Raw genomic sequence first — 21764 nt, 5'->3', positions numbered from 1 at the left:
TGGCTTTTCTACAGACGACTTCCGGAAGCAAACGTGTCGCTCAGGACGGGACGCGTCAGTTCGCCGCTGCGGAGCCAGTCGTCGGACAACAGCGTCCAAAAGTCGCGTGCCAGCTGATGCCGCAGGAACGCGACGGGAAGCCACCCGTTCCCATTGTCTCCCCACTGTCTTCCCCAGGAACTGCGGATCAGCAACGCATCTTGATCGGGTCCGTAGTGGTCGCTGTGGTAGCCGACGGCGACGACCGCTTGGCCCCCGCGCGTGGCATCCAACTCGGCGCGGTAGGGGATGTCCGCCGCTCGCGACAACGATGCGGGAACCGAAAACCCGAACACGACGGGGAATCCGGCGGCGAGAAACGACTTGACGGTGGCCCACGTTCGCGCGCCGCTGGTGTTGGGTTCATCCAACCGGAAATAGCGCAGATTTGCCGGCCGCTCGGCACCGGCGGACACGAACACACTCGGTTCGGTGGCAAAGTTTTCGACGTGGTAGGGCCAACGCGCTTCGCTCGGGACGCCGGTCCGCATCAAGGTCTTCAGTGTGCCACGGATCGGGGCGCCCGAGTCCGTCGCCGCACGCCCGGATGTGGCGCCGCGGTGGCAGGTTGCCTGGTACAGAAACAACCTGGATGCGTCGCAGGTGCAAGCATGAATGCGTCGCTGGAAGTATTCCACCAGTGCCAACACGGCGAATGCGCTCGAGGCGTTCAGCGGTCCCTGGTCGTCGACCTCGGTGAAGTACTCCCCCTCGCTGTCACCGCGCAGATCCACTTGGTCAGGCAGCGGCAATTCGGGTGCCCCCCGCAACCGCCCCAGGGACTCCCTGATGCTCCGCTCCCGGTAGGTATAGTCACGGCCGTCGGGCAGATCGGGCTGCCAGCCGAACCCGTGAGGCATGAACGTCGACACGGCGGACTCATGGGACAATTGGAGATGACGGACACCAAATCGTCCGCGGACTCGAAGACGCCGCCGTTCCTGACCCCACTGTCCATCCAGAAACTCTGCTGCGGCGCATCCGCGCGACACCGATTTGGCACGACATCCATTGAACAACCGACGGCTTCCCGTACAACGGAAACCAAGCGGAAAGACCGTGGGACGAATCCGACGTCGCCTGTGCGGGCGATTTCGCCGACGCCCGCTATTCGGTCGGCCAAAACCGCACGGTTCCGTCGTTGCCGCCGGAGACCAAGGTGGCCCCATCCGGGGAGTATGTCAGCCAGAACGTGAATCCGTCGTGTCCGTTGCATACAGCGCGTTGTTTCCATGTCCGCGTGTCCCACAGCCGAATCGACCCGTCGCCGCGTCCCGCCGCAAGGGTCGTGCCATCCGGTGAAATCGCCAACGGCCGCAGCCATGCTTGATGTTTCAACGTGCGTTCCAGTTCATGTGTTTCCGTATTCCAGATCTTGACGTCGCCGGCCGAATCCGACGTCGCGAAATAACTTCCGTCGGGCGCGAACACGATCGACCAAACGGTCAGCGAATGTCCTTCCAACATCGTTTCGAACCGGCGGCGTTTCAAGTTCCAAACGATCAGTTCTCCGGGATCGCCTTTGGCCCAATGTCCTCCACCGGTCACCAGCCACTTTTCGTCCGGTGAGACTGCGAGGCAATAAAGTTGCTGTTTGTGACGTTTTCGCGATGCGACTTCGGTCCCGGTCCTCACGTCCCAAAACTTAAGCAATCCACGGTCGCAACCGCTGACAAGTGTTTGCCCATCGTCAACAAAAACGAGGGCGGACACGAGACCGGGATGACCGGAAAGCCGGTGACGGACCGTACCGTCTCGCGTCGAAGCGATAACGATGTTTGTGTCGTCACCTCCGGTCGCCAGTAATTGACCATCCGGCGAGTAGGTCGCACAACGTACCGTGGGATGCAGCGGTCCGGTGCCGCGGCGTTGCTTGGATTCCAGATCCCATAACTCCGATCGTTTTCCGCTCCCTCCCACATACAATTGACTTCCGTTTGGCGAGTAAGCTGCCACCCAAACCGGTTCGTTTGATCCACTGATCGAACCACGCTGCGGTTTGGCAGCAAGCTCTGGCGGCCAATAGAACAACCGACCGTCGATTCCCGCGGCAACCATTCCTTGCGTGCCAAGCTGTAGCGCGCAAATGGACTCTTGATGCGTCTTCACGGACTGGATGACCTTCCACGATCTGGTATCAAACAGACGAATCATGCCGTCCCAACTGCCGGCCGCGAGTCGATCGTGATCGTCGAACGCTAAGGTCCAGACGGCGAAGGGGTGATTCGCGAGTGCTCGTGGCATTTCCTGTTCGCCCAGTTCCACGATCCGCATCGTACCATCGGCAGCCGCGATCACCATTTGCTTGCTGTCGGGAGTGAAAGCCGTAGCGGTGATACGCGCTCGATCGATCGAAATGGTTTGCGTCGTCGCATGACCGAGCCCGAACACCACCACCTCACGTCCGAAAGAAGCGACCGCGAGCAGTTCTCCATTTCCGGCGAATGACAGCGACTGCAGGGCCCCCGGTGTCACTTCGAAGCGATCGGTCAGCCTGCCTGACCGGGTCTCCCAAACGCGAACGACTCCCCCGCTGGTCACACCGCCGAGCCGTCGAGCGTCTCTGGAAAACCTCAATGCCATCGTGTTCTCCTCGGTGTCCCCGTCACGAAAAACGGTTTTGCCGCTCTCGATGTTGGTGACGGTAACGACGCCATTTGTATCGCTGGACGCCAACCATTTGGCATCCGCCGACAAGATCGCACAGACAGGCTGTTCGCCCAATCGAAAAAGCACCTCCGGTTGCTCGAGAGAACCCATGCTCCATTGACGGACCTCCCCGTTGACATCAACCGCTCGCAACCGCATCGATTCCACTGTCGACGCCATCGAGAGAACGGTCGGATGGCCCGAAATCGGTATCGGCTCGGACTGTAGTCCTGTCGGTGCGGACCCGTCGGCGGACGAGTCGATGTAGACCGACTCGGCCGCATGGGCGATGATGTTGCCCGCGAGAATGCAGACCAGCAGGTACGTTCGCATAAGCCTTCTCATCGCTGCCTCCGGTCGCGTTCGGGTCCGGCCACGAAATAGCTCTCATGTAGAAACCCGGTGAGACTGCGACTGGCCGGATCGTGTGTCCAATAGTTGCCATCGATGACAAACTTGTATCGGTATTCACCGGCATCCACGATCACTTGGGCCGAATAAATGCCGTCGCCGTCGGGATCCGTCAAAGGATGCGTCGAGCTGTTCCAATCATTGAAAGTGCCGGCCAAGTTGATCGTCTTTGCCGGACGATCGGGTTTGTAGAAAAACGTGGCTCGGTAGCGGCCCCCTGCAATCGGGTCGACCTGCGGCTCCGGTACGGAAAGGTCTTGATTGACAAACACTGCTTCGTAAAAGCCGATCATCATTTCTTCCCACGTTTGCTCGCCCCAGCGAACCGGAATCGTCGGATCAGGATTTGACGGATTGTTTTCCGAATTGTCAAAGTGGGCGATGCACTTCAACAGGCTGCCTTCGGGAACAAGCTTTGGCTTGGAGAAACGATAGGAGTTCTGCCAGTTGAAGTCATAGCGCGGAATGTCTAACAACGTTTCCCGTGTCCCATTGGGGTACATCAATTCGTACCGGAATGATTTCCCACGAAAATGCATGTGAGGTGTCAACGAGTGCACCTCCATGTCATGAGAAAACCGATAGGTTGCCTCGACACGATGACTGTCCTCGCCGGGCGGAATCTCGAAGTCGAGATTCACAACCACACCCGACTGCATCGTCCGCCGGACGTTCTTGGGATCGGCGAAATAAAGCCCGATCTCGCTTTGGTCGTTGCGGACGCGACCGTCGGGGGTGTAGTGGATCTGCATCACGAACTTGGAACCGGCCGGTACATAGCGGGCGACGCCGTCGGCCAGGTTCATCGGCGGGGACCCAGGCACGTACCCGCCCACCGTCTCGAACCCGACGCCGCGCTCCTGCAAGATGGGGTCGGCGCCAGACGTGTCCACGAACACGAGGATGTGATGGACGACACTTCGCACCCCCGGTCGGATTTCCGAGGCTCGAACCCACTTGCCCTCGGTAAATTCGGGGTCGATCGTCACGTACTGATAATCCATCACGCCGGTTGCACTGACCGTGATCGGTTCGGGCATTCGAACCACTAAATCCGGACTCCCCAGTGCCCAACCGTCGATGAATTCTTTCGCCGGCGGCAGTTGCTCTCGGTCGCCTTCGGGCGAGCCGTTGTCGACCCAATCATAGAGCAGTTGTTTCTCTTCCTCGCTGATCCGCGCATCGTTGGCAAAGTCACCGTGCTTTGGATTGGCATGCCAGGGCGGCATCCGCTCGTCCTCCACGACTTCGCACAACGTCTCGGCCCAAGCAGCGACATCTTCGTAGTTTTGCAACGCGAAGGGTGCGATACCTCCCACGCGATGGCACTCGACGCAATGCCGCTGAATCAACCGGGAAATCTGGTTCGCGTACGTGATATTCCCGGTCGGCCGTGCACGATTGACTCGACCGATGTGACAACCGACCGCCTCGGTACTGGGAGTGCTCACCGGTTTGCCGGCCAAGAGTTCCTCGATCGCGCGTCTCAGGTAATTGTTCGTGGCCTCGGGTCGGGCGTACCCGACCCCAAATTGGTCATCGATCCGACCGTGATACCTAATCCTGCGATGTTCGTCCAAGACAAAAATCTCCGGTGTGCGTTCTGCACCAAATCGATCGGCGACCCGATTGCCGGGATCCTTCAAAAGCGGAAACGTGATCCGATGATCGCGTGCGTAATGGCTGATCTCCGTGGGTGTGTCTTGTTGGTTGGAATTGATCCCCAGCACGATCAGCCCACGCGCTTTGAATTGGTCCGCAATGCCCTGAAGCTGAGCACCGTAGACTTTTGCCAGCGGGCATTCGGTCCCCAGAAACGCGACGACGATGACCGGGTTCTCGTCGAAATCACCAAGCGAGTACGGTGCGCCTAAATAATCTTGCAACTCGAAACTTGCGACCGGCTCCTGCGACCTTGCGGCCGCACAGCAGAGAATCAACAGGATTGCAACGGCAAAGCGCGACGTCGAGAAGAAAGACGAGATTGGCATGACTTCACTCCGATGTTGGTCCGGCGGGCAGGGGTGGATGCGCAGGAACCGCGAAATTGCCTAAAAAAATCAAAGCGAGACACGGTTTTAGTGTAACCGCGACGTCGCCCTCGAGCCGTCCACGTCCCGCGGAACCAACGCCGATGCCCGCGATGACAATTCGACTGGCACCGTACGACTGGCCGCGATGTTGAAGGCGTTATATCCGGATCAATTGGCACGGTCACCGGTGTGACCGCCGCTCTAATCAGAGTCGGCCGAACCTTGGCCAGATTCATTGTCCCACCTTTGAATCGAGTGGATCGCGTCGAAACGTGTCTGCCGTTGGCCCACGCCCGTCGATGCGTGACGCGGGTCAGAAAAGGGTGTCGCGAGGTCAGGGGCAACGAAATGGATCAACCAACCGTCCAGTATCCGGTCAAACATCAGTCGGCCGATGGAAATCCGCCAACCGCTTTGGATCGGTCGAAGGCGAACCTGCAGCCGGGCGACTGGACGGGACGGTTGATCGGCGAATACGAAATCCAAAAACTGATCGGACAAGGTGCCTACGGTCAGGTCTATCATGCCATCCATCGATGGTTGAAATTGCCGGTCGCGATCAAAGTTCTCCAGCACGTCGACGCAAACGATAAGCAGACGTTGGATCGATTTCAACGTGAGGCGCAAATCGCCGCCCGACTGCGCCACCCCAATCTCGTGCGCTGCACCGACGGTGGCGTCGTGGGCGACAAGATGTTTCTGGCGACCGATTTCGTCGACGGCGAAGACTTGAGAACACTCGTGCGACGCCACGGACCGCTCGGCGTGGCAGCGGCCAGCGAGATCATCCGCCAAACGTCCCTCGCACTCCAGTTCATCGTCGACAACGACACCATCCACCGAGACATCAAGCCGGCGAACATCATGCTGGATCGGGATGGAACCGTGCGGGTCTTGGACCTGGGACTGGCACGCTGTTCGGTCGGCGGAGAAACGCTGACCGAAACCGGACAAATCATGGGCACACTCGACTACCTTGCGCCCGAACAGGCGGTCGATGCGCGTCGCGTCGATTTCCGAGCCGACCTCTACTCGCTCGGTTGCACCTTCTATTACCTGCTGACGGGACAAGCGCCCTTTTCGACCGCAGACAATTCGACGATGGCGTCAAAGATCCATGCGCATCTGGAGTCACCACCGCCACGGATCAAGAATTTTCGCTGCGATGTGCCTCGATCGGTGGTCGCCCTGATCGACCAACTGCTCGAAAAGTCACCCGAACGGCGGCCCGATTCCTTTCGCGATGTCTGTCGCACACTAACGCCCGTTGCACAGCCTGACTGCCTGGCACGACTGCTGACCGAGTCGGGCGAGAACAAGGTTCCAAACGGCGCGCGTGCAGCAAGAAACGCCTCACGTTGGACGCAGCAAATCGGAGACGCGATCACGGGAATGGTGGTGACGTTGCTGCGGTTGCCATTGATCATCACCGGCTTTCTGGAGCGTCGACCGCCGCAGCGTGCCGGCCAATCAACCAGCTACCACTTCAGTTTCCGGTGGTTGAAATCTGCAATGGCACTGGGCGTCCTGGGATTTGCCGTCTGGTATTCAGGGATTGAGATCGTTCCTGTCGAAAATGCATCCAGCCCGCTTTTCGAGGGCCGAACGGTCGAACCGTCACCGGTCAAACACTCGCCCTTCACCCCCAGTTCGACCGCGACGCATCCTCCACCGCCCGGTGCTTCGGGGAGGCATCGGCAACCACATCTGCAGCCCCCGCCGCATCCGCACCAGCGGAACGCCCCCGCGCCTCCACCGCGTTCCGGTCGATCCCAGGGAGTGCAGTACAACGAGTTTCAATGATTTGAGAAGACGTTGTGAAAACCGTTCAGCGGTTCACGCCGAACGTTTAGACTGGGGACCTGTCTCCCAGATGCCCCCGCCGACAGGCATACTCCACCACCGTCGTCGTTGATCACCATGAAAAATCTCCTTGCGTTCCTCATCTGCCTGTTCATTCCTGTCGCGACCGACGCCCAGGATGATCAAACCGCACGACAAACCGTCATCGACACGCCGGGATTGGTCGCGTTTTGGGACTTTGTCAAACGAGAGCCGGAGGGGGAGCGACGCTTCACCGCTCACGTCGCCGATGGCGCGCCGACCGAGTATCCGCTGGATGCGGCGAACTATGTGAAAGATTATTGGGGCCAGGGACGGGCGGCGTCTTATGCCGATTTCCCGTTACTCGGTCGGGGGCCGTTTGGCCAGGCGATCCGTATTCGCCGCGAGACCGATCCGCATTTTCGTCCCTTCTTGTTCGTGCCCCGATCGCGTCTGCACGACACTCCGCTGGACATCAAAGGCGAGGACCGATCGGTGACCGTGGTCGTCTGGGCGATCCGCGAAAGCGGCAATCATGCCCTGGCAGGGATCTGGCACGAGGGCACCGACCTGCACCAAAAAGAGACGGCCGGAATTCGCAAGGTGGAACGCGGCCAGCGGCAATACGCGCTGTTTGCCGGGCTGAACAAACCCGGCAGCGCCTGTGGTCACGTCTCCGAAAACGGCGCCAGTTCGTTTTTAAACAAGTACGCGCTGCACAAATGCAACTCGCTCGGACAGTCACCCGAAGTCCCGGCGGATTCTCCGGCCGATGTTTTGGATCGATCGTGGCAATGCTTCGCGATGACGTTTGATCACCGCCGCGATGAGCTGACCGGCTGGCTGGACGGAAAGGCGGGCGACCGTTGGCTGGAAAACCCGCGTCGCGGTGGGCTGCTGGGCTCGGCCTACAACGCCTACATGCAAGGCCACTGGCACCGCACGCCCGGCCGCCAGCCCGGTGAAGACCCGGACTTTCCTGCCGATCAGTTCTACAATCCACCGGAAGACGAGCCGATCAGCGTCAAAGTCACCGGCGAAACCCCCGACCAACGGACCGAACAGCGGGAGTACCGGTTCACCAAGATCAGCGTGACACTGCAGAAGCATCCCGACGGAAGCGTCACCGAAACCGCACGCGATCTGGTCGCACTGCGGCTGAATCCGTGGTGGTATCCGCACGGCATCTACACGCCCAAGGACGACGGCAGCGGCGGCCCCTTCACCATCGGCCGCGTGATTCACAGCTCCCGCAGCGTCGGATTCACCGGTTGGATCGGCGGCGTCGCGGTGTTTGATCGGGCCCTGGGTGCCGGAGAGCTGGCCGAGTTGGCGAAGCTTTCAACACAAGATTGACCCCGATGGGGGGTACTCGCTGCAGACTGGGGTTTCGCTTGCGTTATCTCGAGTGGTCCGCCATAGCTTGGTTTTCGATGGGGCCCGACCGTCGCCGTGTTCTCCGAACTCGGCGCGCGGCAAAGCTTGCTTTTTCACGCACGCGCCGAGTTCGGAGAACACGGCGACCCTCGGAAGGCATCGTCAAGGACGAAAACTGAGCTGCGGCGTGACTACAAGGATGCGTCAGGAACGGGCACCTAATTTCCTGGAGCGTGAAATAATTGGACTCCGATAAGCATTTAGTTATATAATCGGGTCCGCCAGCCACATCCCCCAGACCTACCCTGATCGGCCGTTCCCCTTCCCTCCGGCCGGTGCGTGGTGGCGATTGGCAATCGCCAGAACGACCTTAGCGTCGTTTTCAGCCGGACCATCGACACGCATTCTTCGATCTCGCACAGAGAGTCATAATGATCAACCGCAGAAACATGCTGCGAGGGTTCGCAGCCGGCGTCGGCGCTGCTTTCGCCCCCTCGAGTCTCACGCAGCCTTTGCTTGCATCCCCCGCTGCCGCGTCACCGGGCTTTGGCAATACGACTCCCAAGCGAATCATTTTCTTCATGCAGAACCAGGGTTTCGACCCCAAAACCTGCATCCCCAGCGGGATGAAAAACAGCGGCTCGCTCGGGAAGGCCAAATTGCCCGAGCCGATCAGCCCCCTGGAACCGTACAAGGATCGGCTGCACATCATCAACGGGCTGCACGGCTTGCACACCAGTCCCTCCCACAGTGCCTTTTTCGGCGCCCTGGGCGGCTACCGCGGCAGCGACGGGGTGCCGCCGAGTGCGGCAACGATCGATTACGAATTGAGCAAGGTGCTGCCGCAAACGCTGCTGCCGCACCTGTGCATCGGCATGGACTCGATCGAGAACATGACGACCAAGCCGACACTGGCGACATTGTCAGCCAGCGGCGCCGGGCAGCCGATCTTCATGCACTCCAATCCGAACCATCTGTATCAGATGCTTTATGGCGGCATCTCCAGCGGCGACATTCGGTTGCAGCACGAGGCCCGGACGAGCTTGATGTTGCAAATCGAACAGTTCGCCGCCTCCAAGGGCCGTTCGCTTCCGGCGGCCGACAGCCAACGTTACGGCCAATACGTCCAGGGATTCAAAGACGCCAACGGGCTGCGCAATCGGCTGGGCGCGGTCAGCGATCATCTGCGCCAGTTCGCACCGACGGTGGACGAACGTTACGCCAACCCCGAATTCGAAACCGACTGGCACGATCGACTGTTGGACCTCGGCATCTCCGCACTGACCTCGGGCATCACCAACACCCTGACGATCGGTTCGGGACGCGGGGAGATCTTCGGCGCCTGGAAGGGGCTGGGGATCGAGCAACAGGGGCACAACCTGGGTCACATGGAACAGCCGGACAATCCGATCTGGATCAAAATCCGCCAGTACAACAGCCGCATGCTGGTCCGAATCATGGAAGCCCTGGAGAGTGTTCCCGAGGGCAGCGGCACGATGATGGACCACACGCTGATCGTCTACACCAGCAACAACGCCGACAAACAACACACCAACGGTGCCAACTGGCCGGTGATGCTGCTGGGCAACCTGGACGGCGCCTTTAAATCCGGTTGCTTCACCCAACTGGATGGCAAGCGTCCGATCAACGCGTTGTATGCCAGCCTGTTGCGCGCCGTCGGCCAGAACGTCGACCGCTTCAACATGGACGACAAACAGGCTCAAAAGTACGACGCCGGCAACGGTCCGCTGAAGGAAGTGCTCGCGTGAGCCAGGTTAGAATCGTTTCCAGACCCCAAGTTGGAACCCTTATGAAGTCGAGCAACCCAGGGCAGAAACGTCGTCACGAGAATCCCTGGATGCTTCGTTCCACTTCGTGCGTCCTGATCGTCGCGTGTTGGCTGTCGTTCGGTGTGCTGCCATCGGTTGATGCCGAAACGTATGTCCCAGGGCAAGCGCCCGAGAAGACCTTCGAAAATTTCGCGGGCGCGTTTCTCGCCGACCACTGCATCGATTGTCACGGCGAGACGGCCCCCGAGGGCGATCTGTCGCTGCACGATTTGGGACCGGTCGACGAGATCAACGCCGGCACTTGGAAAAGCGTGTGGGCCCAGGTTTCGCTCCAGGAAATGCCGCCGCCAGACGCAGCGGACGTGGAGGTGGTCGACCGGTTAAAATTCTCCGACTGGATCGTGGATGAACTGTCGCGGGTGATGCACGACAAGGGCGGCTTCCATGCCCACCGTGACCCCCACAAAGGCAATTTCCTCGATCACGAATTGCTGTTCGGCGAATTGCCCGAAGAAATCCAGCTTGTCCCGACCTCCTCGCCGGCTCGGATTTGGCGGGTGACGCCGCAAGAGCACATCACGCGTCTGAACGAGCTGATCAACACCGAACCGCAGTACGATCCCGAAAAACCGGGGCTCCGCACACACGGTGATGCCGTGCCGACCAACCATGGCGGCGAACTGAAGCTGTACTTCGGCGTCGACCGCATCATCAAGTGGCAAGGCGGGACGGTCGCCTACGCCACGTCCGTCAAAAGCGTCCCCGCGATCCTGTCCTCGGCGCGCAAACACGGACTGGAAAACTACCCCGACTTCTACACCGTCAACAGCGCCGAAGCGACTCAGATCCTGGACCTGGCCGATGACATCCTGCGCTACATGGCCGAAGGCCCGCTGAGCATTGCAAAGCCCTATCAGATCACGGACGATCCCAATTCGATCGCCGACAAGATGGTCGGTGACCTGCGTGGATTACCGACTAGCCTGGTTTACAGCACCAAGGTCGTGCGTCCGCTGACACCGGTCTATGACCTGATGAAGGACGCCGGCGTTTCGGACCAGCGTGTTCGGGCCGCGGTGGATTTTCTGTTCGAGGCGTTGACGTATCGACCGCCGAACGAACGGGAATCGAATCAATACCTGCAGATTGTCAACGAATCGATCCAGAAGCTCGGCAAAGAAGACGGCGCCATCCTGGGATTGTCGGCGATCTTCCTGGATCGCGATGCGCTGTTCCGGCCGGAACTGGTCCCCTACGGCACGCCGGATCCGCACGGGCGCGTCATGCTGCAAGACTGGGAACTCGGCTTGGCCGTCAATCACGCACTGCGTTACATCCGGCCCGACCAGGAGCTGCGCACGGCGATCATCGAAGGACGGATGCGAACGCGGGACGATGTCCGCCGCGAAGTCCAGCGGATGCTCCGCGACGACAGCATCCGCAAGCCGCGCATCCTGAAGTTCTTTCGCGATTACTTCGACTATGACCTGGCCGGCTACATCTGCAAGGACAACAAGGCGCTAACGGAAACCGGCGTGACCGTGCGAGGTGAATCGCACTACCGCGCCATGTTCGATGCCACCGCCAGCACCGATCGCCTGGTCGAATTGATCCTGCAAGAAGACAAGGACGTGCTGAAACAATTGCTGACCACCGACAAAGTGGTCGCCACGGACAAAGACACGTACTACTTCGGTAGAAAACGAACCAAGGAAGAACACGATGCGGCGGTGGCGGCGGTCGAACAGGAAGAGGCCGAAGCAAAGAAAAAGGACAACGCCGCGCTGAAACTGGCCCGGCAGGAACTGGATGACCTTGAAAAGTGGCTGAAGGAAAACCCGGACGGCGACACGCCGAAGAAACAAAGGGAATTGGCGGCTAAGAAGAAAGCGGTCGCGGCGGCCGAAAAGGCTCGCGCCGCGACGGTGCGACAGTACCGGCTGGACAAAGAAAAGCTAGGCATCGCCGCCGCGGACCTGTCCGGGGCGGAGATCTTTGCCCGCGTCAGTCGTCGCAGTTTTGGCAACGGCTCGATGAAACCCGAGCGGATTCTCGCCACCGCTCCCGAAGGCCAACGCATGGGCATCCTGACCCATCCCAGTTGGCTCGTGTCGCATAGCGATGCGATGGATAACCACGCCATCCTGCGCGGCCGCTGGATTCGCGAACGACTGCTCGGCGGTGGCATCCCCGATGTGCCGATCACCGTCGACGCGATGCTGCCCGACGAGCCCCACAACACGCTGCGCCAGCGCATGCGGGTCACCCGCGAAACCTATTGCTGGACGTGCCACGAAAAAATGGACCCGTTGGGATTGCCGTTCGAAATGTACAACCACGCGGGCGTGTATCGCACGCTGGAGCTAAACCAACCGGTCGACAGCAGCGGCGAAATCATCGATTCGGGTGACCCCGCGCTCGACGGCGAAGTCGCCAACGCCATCGAGATGATTCAACGGCTTGCCGAGAGCGAGCGTGTCGAACAGGTGTTCGTGCGCCACGCATTCCGTTTTTGGATGGGCCGCAACGAAACGCTGCACGACGCGCCGGTATTGCAAGCAGCCCATCGCGCGTACAAAGAATCCGGCGGCAGCATGAACGCGCTGATCACGTCGCTGCTGACCTCCGATGCCTTTCTGTATCGCACGCGCAGCGGTCCCGAGATGCTGACGACCGCCCAGTAGCAGTCACCCGCAACCTGATTCTTTCGCAGCTGAACTCGCTTGCGGCCTGTTGATCCAGTCGCAATGAAAAATCCAACGATCAGCCGAAGGTGCGCGCTAGCCCGGATTTTTCACGGCATTGAAGCGAAACGACGCAAAGCCATGCAACCGAAGATCTTCTGTTTAACCTTGCAAAAACACACTGCGCAAATCAGCCGCCACGCGCTAGCGTGCGGTTCCTCCGCCAATCGCCGTGGAAGCACATGAACCGTGAGCTAGCGCTCATCGGCTAATGAATAATCCGGGCTAGCCCCGGTTGTGTGGCGGCGATAACTGCGGCTGATTCAATCAACACGTCGCTTGGTATTGTGCTTGAATCAATCCCGAAGTGCTGCGGTCCAGTTAGAATACGGCCGAACGAACAACCAGGGTTGTGCAACCCTAAAACGAGACATTGGCGAGGAAACCGGGAGTGGCGATGAAAGCTTTTCATGTAGGATTCGTGTTTGCAATCTGTCACGCGTTGCTGGTGCCAGGTGCCCGTGGTCAAGAGACGGACGTCCGCATCGTGCGTGTGTTGACGATCGGCAACAGCTTTGCTCAAAACGCGTGCCGGTATCTCGAATCGATCGCCGACTCGGACGGTTCTTGTCGCATCGTCATCGGCACGGCAAACATCGGCGGTTGCACGCTCGAGAAACATGCCGCCTTGGCAGAAAAGTCCGCGACCGATCCCGACCAGAAACCTTACCGTGGCGACGCCGGCAAGCGATACAGTTTGCAGGAATACCTGGCCGCCGAACAATGGGATTACGTCACGCTGCAACAGATGAGTGCGCTCAGCTACAAACCGGAATCCTACCATCCGTACGTCGAACAACTCGTCGCGATCATCCGCGAACACGCTCCTCAGGCGGAAATCCTTGTTCACCAGACATGGGCCTATCGCCCCGATTCTCCGCTGCTGAAATCGGACGGGATCACGCAACAGGAAATGTACCGGCGACTGGCTGCAGCGTACGACAGTGTCGCAGAACAGTTAAACAGCCGAATCATCCCCGTCGGCACCGCGTTTCAATTGGCTCGCAATACCTCAGGACGCGAGGTGCTGGTGGTCGATCCAGAGTTTGACTACGACACCCCGGTCTACCCCGCACTGCCGAAGCAGACCCACTCGTTGGTGACCGGTTGGTTTTGGCGGACCAACGGCGACCAAAAAGCGTTTCGCTTGGATTTCAAACACGGAAACAACCAAGGCTGTTTCCTGGCGGGACTGGTTTGGTACGAAGTGCTGACCGGAAATGATGCGACCGAAACGTCGTTCCGCCCGCAGGGTATGAGTGAGGAGGACGCCATGTTCTTCCGTCGTGTGGCCCATCAGGCGGTCGCAAGTCGGAAGCCGGGGATCGCAAAATGACAAGCAGCATCGTGAGTCGACGCATGAAGGTAGCTACCTTCACCAAAAGGTGGATCCCCGAGATTTCCCACGCTCTGGCGAGCGTAGCTACATCGAAGTGGATCTCCGGCGCCTTCCACGCTCTGGCGAGCGTAGCGACGTCTGCGTTGGTGATCATTTGGGGTGTTTGCGGTGGATCGCCGTTGCTGGTCGCACAAGAATCCAGCCGGACCACCGATACGGCCTTTCGGTTCATCGAAGGCGGTCGCTTCGTTCAAGGAACCGACGGCGGCGAACGTGCGTTGCAGCAAGCGTTCCCGTTGTCGACCACCGGCCAAAGCTACGGGAACGCCGAAGGCCCGGCCCACGTGACATGGGTGACCAAGCCGTTCTACATCGCCGAAACAGAAGTCACCGTCGGCCAGTTCCGCCGCTTCGTCGACGCCACCGGCTATCAAACGACCGCCGAACGCGGCATGACCAAAATGGTCGGCTGGGATCCGACGCCGGACGACAAGCCGCTGTATCAATCGCATGACTTTCTACGCGACCAAAAATTCAGCTGGAAGAATCCAGGTTTCAAACAAGCCGACGATCACCCGGTCGTCGGCGTCAGCTTGACCGACGCAAAGGCGTATTGCCAATGGCTGAGCCAACGCGACGGCGTGCGATATCGGTTGCCGACCGAAGCGGAATGGGAACTCGTCTGCCGCGCCGGAACCACGACCTGGTTTTCGTTCGGCGACGTTGCCAAGGGCGTGGTGCACGAGCACGCCAATCTGGGCAACGTCGAACTGGAACGACACCGCAACCATGCCGCCGAACGACAATGGTTACTCGATTGGGAAAATGATCCCAGCGACGGGCATGTCTTCACCGCACCAGTCGGCAGCTATACCCGTAACCCTTGGGGAATCGCGGACATGCACGGCAACGTCTGGGAATGGTGCGAGGATCTGTGGCTGGACACGGTTTATAAAGACTATTCCCGGCCGCGTTATGACCAACCCTGCGGCGTTGCGGTGGACCCGGTCAATCGCGACCGACCGCAAACAACGACCAACGAATTCCATGTCATCCGTGGCGGGTGCTGGTACAACGGGGACCTGATTTGCCGATCCTCCTCACGCACCGCGTGGGATGCCGACGATGCCGCCTGCTATGTCGGATTCCGCATCGTCCGTGAAGCCGATCCGGCGACATCGACCACGGTCCGTGATGCCTACACGGCCGAACTCGCGGCGATTGCGGCGATCGAAGCGGCCGGAGGAACTCTGCATTCGTCCCGCGGCATCGACATCGAAGTGCGACTGGAAGGATCACGTGTCGACGAATCCGTGTTCGAACACTTGGCCAAATTGCCGGATCTGCAGCGGCTAAGCATCGGCTGGCGCGGCCGTGATGCACAAATCTCACAACAAGGGCTCGACGTGATCTCCCGGCTGCATCAACTGCGGGCGTTGGTCTTCAAGAGCGGATCGGGCGTCGAAACGCTTGACCTGTCCGTGCTGACGCGGCTGAAGCAATTGAACACGTTGCGTTTTCCGCGTGATGGTCGACTTGATGACGACCACCTGGAGTCGCTTTCCGGCTTCCGTTCATTGACCGAATTTGAATGCTACGGCGCAACCGGTGATGATGCGGGCTCACGTCTGACCGACGTCGGGATCAGCCACCTGAGCGGTAACGGCAACCTGGAAACGTTGTTGGTCTGGGAGAATCAAGCCACAGGGGCTTACCTGAAGTCGCTGGCGAACTGCCCGTTGAGCAGCTTGGCCAGCACCGCTCCGGATCGTCACCCCGGTGCAATGGATGACGCCGGTGCGGCGAATTTGTCGCTGTTTCCGGGACTTCAGTCACTCACGCTGGACGGACAAACTCAGCTCGGCAAACCGACCATGGTGCAGATCGCCGAACTCGGGGAGTTGCAGAAACTGAGCCTGCAACGTTGCACTGGCATCTCGGACGCGGCGATGTCGGCCCTGGAAAAACTGCAACGACTTCGTGACGTGAACCTGACCGACAACGCTGCTGGTGACATCGCGGCGGCAGCACTCGGAACGATCCCACGTTTAGAATCGCTTCGACTTGGCAATGAGACGTCCGCCGACCAGGCCGGATTATCCGACGCCGGAATCGCCGCGTTATCCGGCGCCATCTCGATTCGTGACTTGCAGCTGACGTCAGGCGGCATCACCGATCGAGGGCTAAAACATCTCGGGCGAATTAATCGACTGCAACGATTGACAATCAGCTCGGATCAAATCACCGGATCGGGACTGGGGCCGTTGACCGAACTGCCGGATCTGCGCGACCTGTCGTTGCGAACGCCGGGATTGCAGGACGTCGCGTTTGAGTACCTGGCGACGGCGAAAAGCGTTCGCAAGTTGTGGTTGGCCAACCGCGGCTTTCGACCCGCCGCCGGACTGACCAACGAGGGCATGATCAAGATGGCCAAAGCGACGTGGTTGCGAGAGTTGTGGTTGCCACGCAACGGCACCGGGATCACGGAAGACCAGATCAACACGCTCAATGACCAAATGCCAAAAACCAACGTCATCGCCTACACCGTTTCCTGGGACTAACCCCCGATCCTGCATGATCAAGTCTGCCCCATTCCGATCGATCGTCCTGATCTGCACGATTTCCATGATCGCGTGTTGCAGCGTGCATTCCGCCGAACCGCACGACGCAACGCTCTACCGGCATTCCGTTAAGAAACTGATCCAAACCTACTGTGTCGATTGTCACGGGCCGGACACCCAAGAAGGCGATCTAAGGCTGGACACACTGGCTGCCGATTTCACCGATTCACAAACCGCGTCGAAGTGGATCGAGGTGATGGACAACCTGAATTTGGGCGAGATGCCGCCGGAGGACCAGCCGCAGCCGCCCGCGGCAATGGCGTCTGCGGTCGCCGACTGGATCGCCGGCGAGCTTAAACATGCGGCGATGTTATCGGGCAGCACCGGCGGCCGCGAGCTGATGCGGCGACTGAACCGCAGAGAATACGCGAACATCGTCGGTGACCTGTTGGCGGTCGAGTTTTTGCCCGGCGAAGGCCCGCTCGATCTGCTGCCGCCCGACGGAACGATGAACGGGTTTGACACCGTCAGCAAGGCGTTGTTGTTAGACCCTTCGTTGATGGAAAAGTACTTCGACGTCGCCGCGCTGGTTGCCCAAAAGGCGATCGTCACCGGGCCGCCGCCGGTTCCCACGCGTCGCAATCGAATGGAGTACGAAGACAGCAGCGGGGGGATCGCGTACATCAAACAGTCACGCGAGACGATCCTGACCGACCAGGGCATCATCACGATGAACCAGGGGATGCGCAGCGACGAAGCACTGCGGCACCCTTGGAACGACCAGTTAATCCCGATTCGCGGACGTTATCGTTTGCGCGTCCGCTTGGGCGCCGACCCTCGCGATCGCGATGCACTCTACATCCGCATCAAACGCAGCGGCGACGGCGATCTGTATTTCGGCAAGGTCCCCGGAACGCTGGAACATCCCGAAGTGATCGAAGTCGAACGCGCCTTCGACGTCGCCGGTGGCAACGAGATCGGAATCGAGTTTGTCGACGCGCCGGGTTTCGGCCGGGTCAACTATCACTTCAGCGACCTGCGTCGACGCGCCGAAGAAGCGACAAAGAATGGAAACGCGAGCCTGGCGGGACGTCTGCAAGCTCAATTGGGCGCACAGGGTTTCCCGAACCAAGGGCGCATCGAACCCGACACCCGAACGACCGACCACCTGCCACGCATCCTGTTCGATTGGATCGAGTTGGAAGGCCCGTTGTATGACCAGTGGCCGCCGGAGAGCACCGGAATCATTTTCCATCGCGGTCTCGACGAGTCGGAGTTCGACGAAGCTTACGCGCGAGAGATCTTTGCCCGGTTGCTGCCCCGTGCGTTTCGCCGCAACGTCACCGAGACCGAAATCGATCGTATCGTCGGCGTCGTTCTTAGTGAAATGGAGTACGGTGAATCGTTCCCCGACGCGGTCGGTTCGGGGATCGTGGCGATGCTGTGCAGCCCGGCGTTCTTGCTGGTCAGCGAAGGCGTCCGCACCGGCGAAGTCGTCGACCCGACCGGCGACACCGAACTCGACAACAACGAGCTGGCGTTCCGATTGAGCCGGTTCTTGTGGAGCACGATTCCGGACGAACCGCTACGGCAGACGGCTGCAACGGAGAATCTGACCGATCCGCAGGTGCTGCGGGAACAGGTCCGGCGGATGCTGGCCGACGAAAAAGCGGACGCGTTGGTCGATGGCTTTGCGCGTCAGTGGCTCAAGGCGGATGAATTCGATCGCTTTGCCATCGACCAAAGGCTTTATCGTGATTTTTATCGATCCGAAAACGCCGGGCTGAACGAGGCCATCAACGCCGAACCGATCGAATTCTTTCGCGAGATCCTGCGCAGCGAAGGCAGTTTGCTGGACTTCTTGGATAGCGACTGGACGATGGCCAATGAAACACTGGCTCGTTATTACGGGATCCCGGATGTGACGGGCGACACGCTCGTTCGCGTTCAGTTTCCCCAACCGTCGGTCCGCGGCGGATTGTCGACGATGGCCGCGGTGCACAAGTGGGGCAGCGACGGCAACCGAACCAAGCCCGTCGAGCGTGGAAAATACATCCTGGATGTCCTGTTCAACGATCCGCCGAAACCTCCGCCGCCGAATGTCGGTGAAGTCGAACCGAACGTCGATGGCGAACGGTTGACGGTGCGACAACGCTTGGACCAACACCGCACCATCGCCGCATGCGCCAACTGCCATCGCACGATCGATCCGTACGGCCTGGGGCTGGAAAATTTCAGCGTCACCGGGCAGTGGCGGACCAAGCAGGACGGCGAACGCCCCTGGTGGCCCGACGAAGCGGTGATCGACGCCAGCGGAACGTTGCCCGACGGCACGCAGTTTACGACGATCCAGCAATACCGCGCCGCATTGCGATCCCAAAGCGATCGGTTCCTGCGGGGATTTGCCGAGAAGATGTTCACCTATGCACTCGGCCGCATCGTCGAGCCCAGTGATCGCGTTACAATCGACGCCTTGGTCGATCGAATGAAATCCAACGGACACAGTCTGCACAGTCTGGTCGAAGGGATCGTGTTGTCCGACGCCTTTTTAGCGAAGTAAACTCATGAGCAAAATCAACGCACCGCGATTGAAACGCCGCACGCTCCTGCGAGGCACCGGGGGCGCGATGGCGCTGCCGCTGCTGGAGGCGATGCTTCCCAAAACGTCTGCCGCCGCTGCTGAAGACGACGTTGCATCTGCCATGCCCAAACGCATCGGCATCTTCTACTTCGGCACGGGCATGAACATGCGGCAGTTGGAGCCGGTCGATGAAGGCCGCGAATACACGCTCTCGCCGACGCTACAGGTGCTCGCCGAACACAAAGACGACTTCACCGTGATCTCGGGGACCTACTTGGAACACGGCGGCGGTCACCAAGGCGATTACACGTTTTCGACCGGCGTGAAGGCCAAAGACGGCAGCTCGATCAACAACTCCGTCTCCATGGATCAAATCGCTGCCGAACAACTCGGACGCGAAACCCGATTTCCGTCGCTGCAACTGTGCGTGCAACGCGGCACGGGATTCGGCGGCAACCTGCGGACACTGTCCTGGAACCGCGACGGCGTCCCGCTGGCCTCGGAAAACGACCCGCACGTGCTGTTCAATCGTTTGTTCAAAGTCGACGGGCCGGAGGAAACCGAACTGCGTCAAAAGGGATTTCGACAACGACGCAGCATCCTGGATCTGGTGATGGAGGATGCCAAACAGATGGAACGCACGGTTGGTCGGCAGGACCGTGTCAAACTGGACGAGTATTTCAGCAGCGTCCGCGAAGTCGAAAAGCAACTCGAGCGCGACATCGATTGGAACGTCAAACCCAAACCGAATGTCGACACCAGCGGCATCAGCGACTTTTCGGAAAGCTATACCGTCAGCATGCCGGCCGGGCAGTTCGTTTATGAGAAATACGCGCGGATGATGTACGACCTGATCGCGCTGGCGTACGAAACCGATTCCTCGCGCGTGGTCAGCTACGTCGTCCGCCAAGAAAGCTCCGGCGGGACCTTTCCCGAATTCGGTGTTTCCAAGGGATTCCATGAATTGACACACCACGGCAACGACCCCAAGAATCTTGCCGAACTGGCGCAAGTGGATCGGATTTATTTCTCGCACTGGAACTACTTCATCAATCGGCTGAAATCGTTCCGACAGCCCGACGGTTCCAATTTGTTGGACCACACCTTGCTGGGTTTTTCCAGCGGGATGGGGATCGGACACTCCAAAGACCGCTTGCCGACCTGTTTGTTCGGTGGCAAAGCAGCCGGTGTCGCCCACCAAGGGCACCTGCGTCTGCCGGAACAGACTCCGCTGTCGCGTCTCTGGCACACGATGCTCGATCGCGCCGGAGTCGACCCCGGCGATCCTTTCCAAGACTCCAGCGGTGTGATCAGGGAATTGGTGGATGTCGGGTAAGGTTTTCGCCTCGTGACAAGTGCCGCTCGCTGATGCGTCCCGCTGGCATGCGATGCCAGCACGTGGCGTCAGCCAGTGGCGGGCGCTGGACGCGGGGTGAACCCCACGTGCCGCTCGCTCACGCGTCCCGCTGGCATTTCCCTCCCGTCGATTCAAACAACGGTGCAAGCCGCTCATAACACAGCTTGGCCGTGCCGACGGGATCGTAGCCGGGCTTGCGATGGACATGTGAACTGACCTCGACATTGACGAAACCACCATAGCCGGCGTCTTTCAAGATGCTCACTAACTCGGCGTAGTCGGTTTCACCGTCGCCGGGCAGCAGGTACTCGTGCTTGGCCGGTGTGCCGCGACTGTCCTTGATCTGGACATAAGCTGTGATCGGCAGCAGTTGTTTCAGGCTCTCAGCCAGCGAAAGGCCTTCCAGCAAAAAGTGACTGTAGTCGTAAACGATTTTCAACCAGGGACTGGCGATCTGGTCATGACCCCACAACGCCCTCTCGGGCGTGTGCACGGCATGCGCCGCATGCGGCTTAAAACAGACCACCGTTTGGCTTGCACGACCGACCTCGGCCCAATCAGCCAACTGATCGACCAACCGCTGCTTCGACGGCTCCCACCGATCCGTCTTTCCGGCGACGATCGATTGGACCACCGGAGGCTTCTCCGGGGCCAGATCGTGTGCCAATTCAACGGCTCGCTTGAGACGCTCCAAGTTCTCGGTGTGCTGTTGATCCGAACGCAAACAGGGCAAACTGTGCAGCAGCGATGGAACGCAAAGCCCCAGGTCGCGCAACTGCCGACGGATCTCCGTCCGTTCCGACTTGGCCAGCAATTCCGGCGCGGTGGGCCAGCCATCCATCAGCGCAAATTCGACCCCGTCGTAACCGATCTCGGCACAGGCACGGATCGCTTCGGCCGTCTTCAGACTTTTCATGCCGTAGGTGCCGAACCCGAATCCGATCGATGGTTGCGCGGCATCGGCAGACCGCAACGTTGCTGCGGCCACGTGGACTCCAGCGGCTGTCAACAGGCATCGTCGGTTGAATGCGATCATCGGGGGGGCCCTATCGTGCGGTT

General features: G+C 59.8%; 12 protein-coding genes. 8 read left to right on the top strand and 4 right to left on the bottom strand.

Translation table 11 applies throughout. The features are described 5' to 3' along the window. Nucleotides 1–8: 8 nt before the first annotated feature. The 3 genes from H1B37_RS00730 to H1B37_RS00720 all read right to left on the bottom strand — a co-directional run bounded on the left by H1B37_RS00730 (nucleotide 9) and on the right by H1B37_RS00720 (nucleotide 5090). A complete protein-coding gene (locus H1B37_RS00730; RefSeq protein WP_182864689.1) occupies nucleotides 9–899 on the bottom strand; it encodes a C1 family peptidase in 891 nt (296 codons plus the stop codon). A 247-nt stretch (nucleotides 900–1146) separates the two neighbouring features. Beyond that, a complete protein-coding gene (locus H1B37_RS00725; protein ID WP_182864688.1) occupies nucleotides 1147–3021 on the bottom strand; it encodes a WD40 repeat domain-containing protein in 1875 nt (624 codons plus the stop codon). Between the two features lie 8 nt (nucleotides 3022–3029). Continuing rightward, nucleotides 3030–5090 carry a redoxin domain-containing protein gene (locus H1B37_RS00720; protein ID WP_182864687.1) on the bottom strand — a complete coding sequence of 687 codons (2061 nt, stop codon included), beginning with the start codon at nucleotides 5088–5090 and terminating at the stop codon, nucleotides 3030–3032. A gap of 390 nt (nucleotides 5091–5480) precedes the next feature. Between H1B37_RS00720 and H1B37_RS00715 the strand changes: the two genes are divergently transcribed. From H1B37_RS00715 to H1B37_RS00680, 8 genes are all read left to right on the top strand, one after another. Beyond that, nucleotides 5481–6935: a serine/threonine protein kinase gene (locus H1B37_RS00715; RefSeq protein ID WP_182864686.1), complete on the top strand. Its 1455-nt coding sequence runs from the start codon at nucleotides 5481–5483 to the stop codon at nucleotides 6933–6935. A gap of 117 nt (nucleotides 6936–7052) precedes the next feature. Continuing rightward, a complete protein-coding gene (locus tag H1B37_RS00710) occupies nucleotides 7053–8312 on the top strand; it encodes a LamG-like jellyroll fold domain-containing protein (protein WP_286177259.1) in 1260 nt (419 codons plus the stop codon). A gap of 452 nt (nucleotides 8313–8764) precedes the next feature. After that, nucleotides 8765–10102 carry a DUF1552 domain-containing protein gene (locus tag H1B37_RS00705; RefSeq protein WP_182864685.1) on the top strand — a complete coding sequence of 446 codons (1338 nt, stop codon included), beginning with the start codon at nucleotides 8765–8767 and terminating at the stop codon, nucleotides 10100–10102. Nucleotides 10103–10191: 89 nt separating this feature from the next. After that, nucleotides 10192–12807, top strand: coding sequence for a DUF1588 domain-containing protein (locus tag H1B37_RS00700; RefSeq protein WP_182864684.1), 2616 nt, complete (start codon nucleotides 10192–10194; stop codon nucleotides 12805–12807). A 457-nt stretch (nucleotides 12808–13264) separates the two neighbouring features. After that, nucleotides 13265–14203: a DUF4886 domain-containing protein gene (locus tag H1B37_RS00695; protein ID WP_182864683.1), complete on the top strand. Its 939-nt coding sequence runs from the start codon at nucleotides 13265–13267 to the stop codon at nucleotides 14201–14203. Between the two features lie 149 nt (nucleotides 14204–14352). Next, complete coding sequence (locus H1B37_RS00690) at nucleotides 14353–16767, top strand: SUMF1/EgtB/PvdO family nonheme iron enzyme (RefSeq protein WP_182864682.1); 2415 nt, start codon at nucleotides 14353–14355, stop codon at nucleotides 16765–16767. Nucleotides 16768–16780: 13 nt separating this feature from the next. Further along, complete coding sequence (locus tag H1B37_RS00685) at nucleotides 16781–19327, top strand: DUF1592 domain-containing protein (protein ID WP_182864681.1); 2547 nt, start codon at nucleotides 16781–16783, stop codon at nucleotides 19325–19327. A 4-nt stretch (nucleotides 19328–19331) separates the two neighbouring features. Continuing rightward, nucleotides 19332–20684, top strand: a complete 1353-nt coding sequence (locus H1B37_RS00680; RefSeq protein WP_182864680.1) for a DUF1552 domain-containing protein — start codon at nucleotides 19332–19334, stop codon at nucleotides 20682–20684. Between the two features lie 118 nt (nucleotides 20685–20802). Here the strand turns inward: H1B37_RS00680 and H1B37_RS00675 are convergent, their stop codons facing one another. Beyond that, nucleotides 20803–21741, bottom strand: coding sequence for a sugar phosphate isomerase/epimerase family protein (locus H1B37_RS00675; RefSeq protein WP_182864679.1), 939 nt, complete (start codon nucleotides 21739–21741; stop codon nucleotides 20803–20805). Nucleotides 21742–21764: the final 23 nt, after the last annotated feature.

This window comes from Stieleria mannarensis, from assembly GCF_014154935.1.
Taxonomy (GTDB): Bacteria; Planctomycetota; Planctomycetia; order Pirellulales; family Pirellulaceae; genus Stieleria; species Stieleria mannarensis.
The sequence above is the reverse complement of the archived record's forward strand: the minus strand, read 5'-3'. Positions and strand labels throughout refer to the sequence as shown.

What these genes read in the sequence shown, in the direction of transcription:
- H1B37_RS00730 (WP_182864689.1), bottom strand. Translation starts at nt 899, where the DNA reads ATGCCTCACGGGTTCGGCTGGCAGCCCGATCTGCCCGACGGCCGTGAC.
- H1B37_RS00725 (WP_182864688.1), bottom strand. Translation starts at nt 3,021, where the DNA reads ATGCGAACGTACCTGCTGGTCTGCATTCTCGCGGGCAACATCATCGCC.
- H1B37_RS00720 (WP_182864687.1), bottom strand. Translation starts at nt 5,090, where the DNA reads ATGCCAATCTCGTCTTTCTTCTCGACGTCGCGCTTTGCCGTTGCAATC.
- H1B37_RS00715 (WP_182864686.1), top strand. Translation starts at nt 5,481, where the DNA reads ATGGATCAACCAACCGTCCAGTATCCGGTCAAACATCAGTCGGCCGAT.
- H1B37_RS00710 (WP_286177259.1), top strand. Translation starts at nt 7,053, where the DNA reads ATGAAAAATCTCCTTGCGTTCCTCATCTGCCTGTTCATTCCTGTCGCG.
- H1B37_RS00705 (WP_182864685.1), top strand. Translation starts at nt 8,765, where the DNA reads ATGATCAACCGCAGAAACATGCTGCGAGGGTTCGCAGCCGGCGTCGGC.
- H1B37_RS00700 (WP_182864684.1), top strand. Translation starts at nt 10,192, where the DNA reads ATGCTTCGTTCCACTTCGTGCGTCCTGATCGTCGCGTGTTGGCTGTCG.
- H1B37_RS00695 (WP_182864683.1), top strand. Translation starts at nt 13,265, where the DNA reads ATGAAAGCTTTTCATGTAGGATTCGTGTTTGCAATCTGTCACGCGTTG.
- H1B37_RS00685 (WP_182864681.1), top strand. Translation starts at nt 16,781, where the DNA reads ATGATCAAGTCTGCCCCATTCCGATCGATCGTCCTGATCTGCACGATT.
- H1B37_RS00680 (WP_182864680.1), top strand. Translation starts at nt 19,332, where the DNA reads ATGAGCAAAATCAACGCACCGCGATTGAAACGCCGCACGCTCCTGCGA.
- H1B37_RS00675 (WP_182864679.1), bottom strand. Translation starts at nt 21,741, where the DNA reads ATGATCGCATTCAACCGACGATGCCTGTTGACAGCCGCTGGAGTCCAC.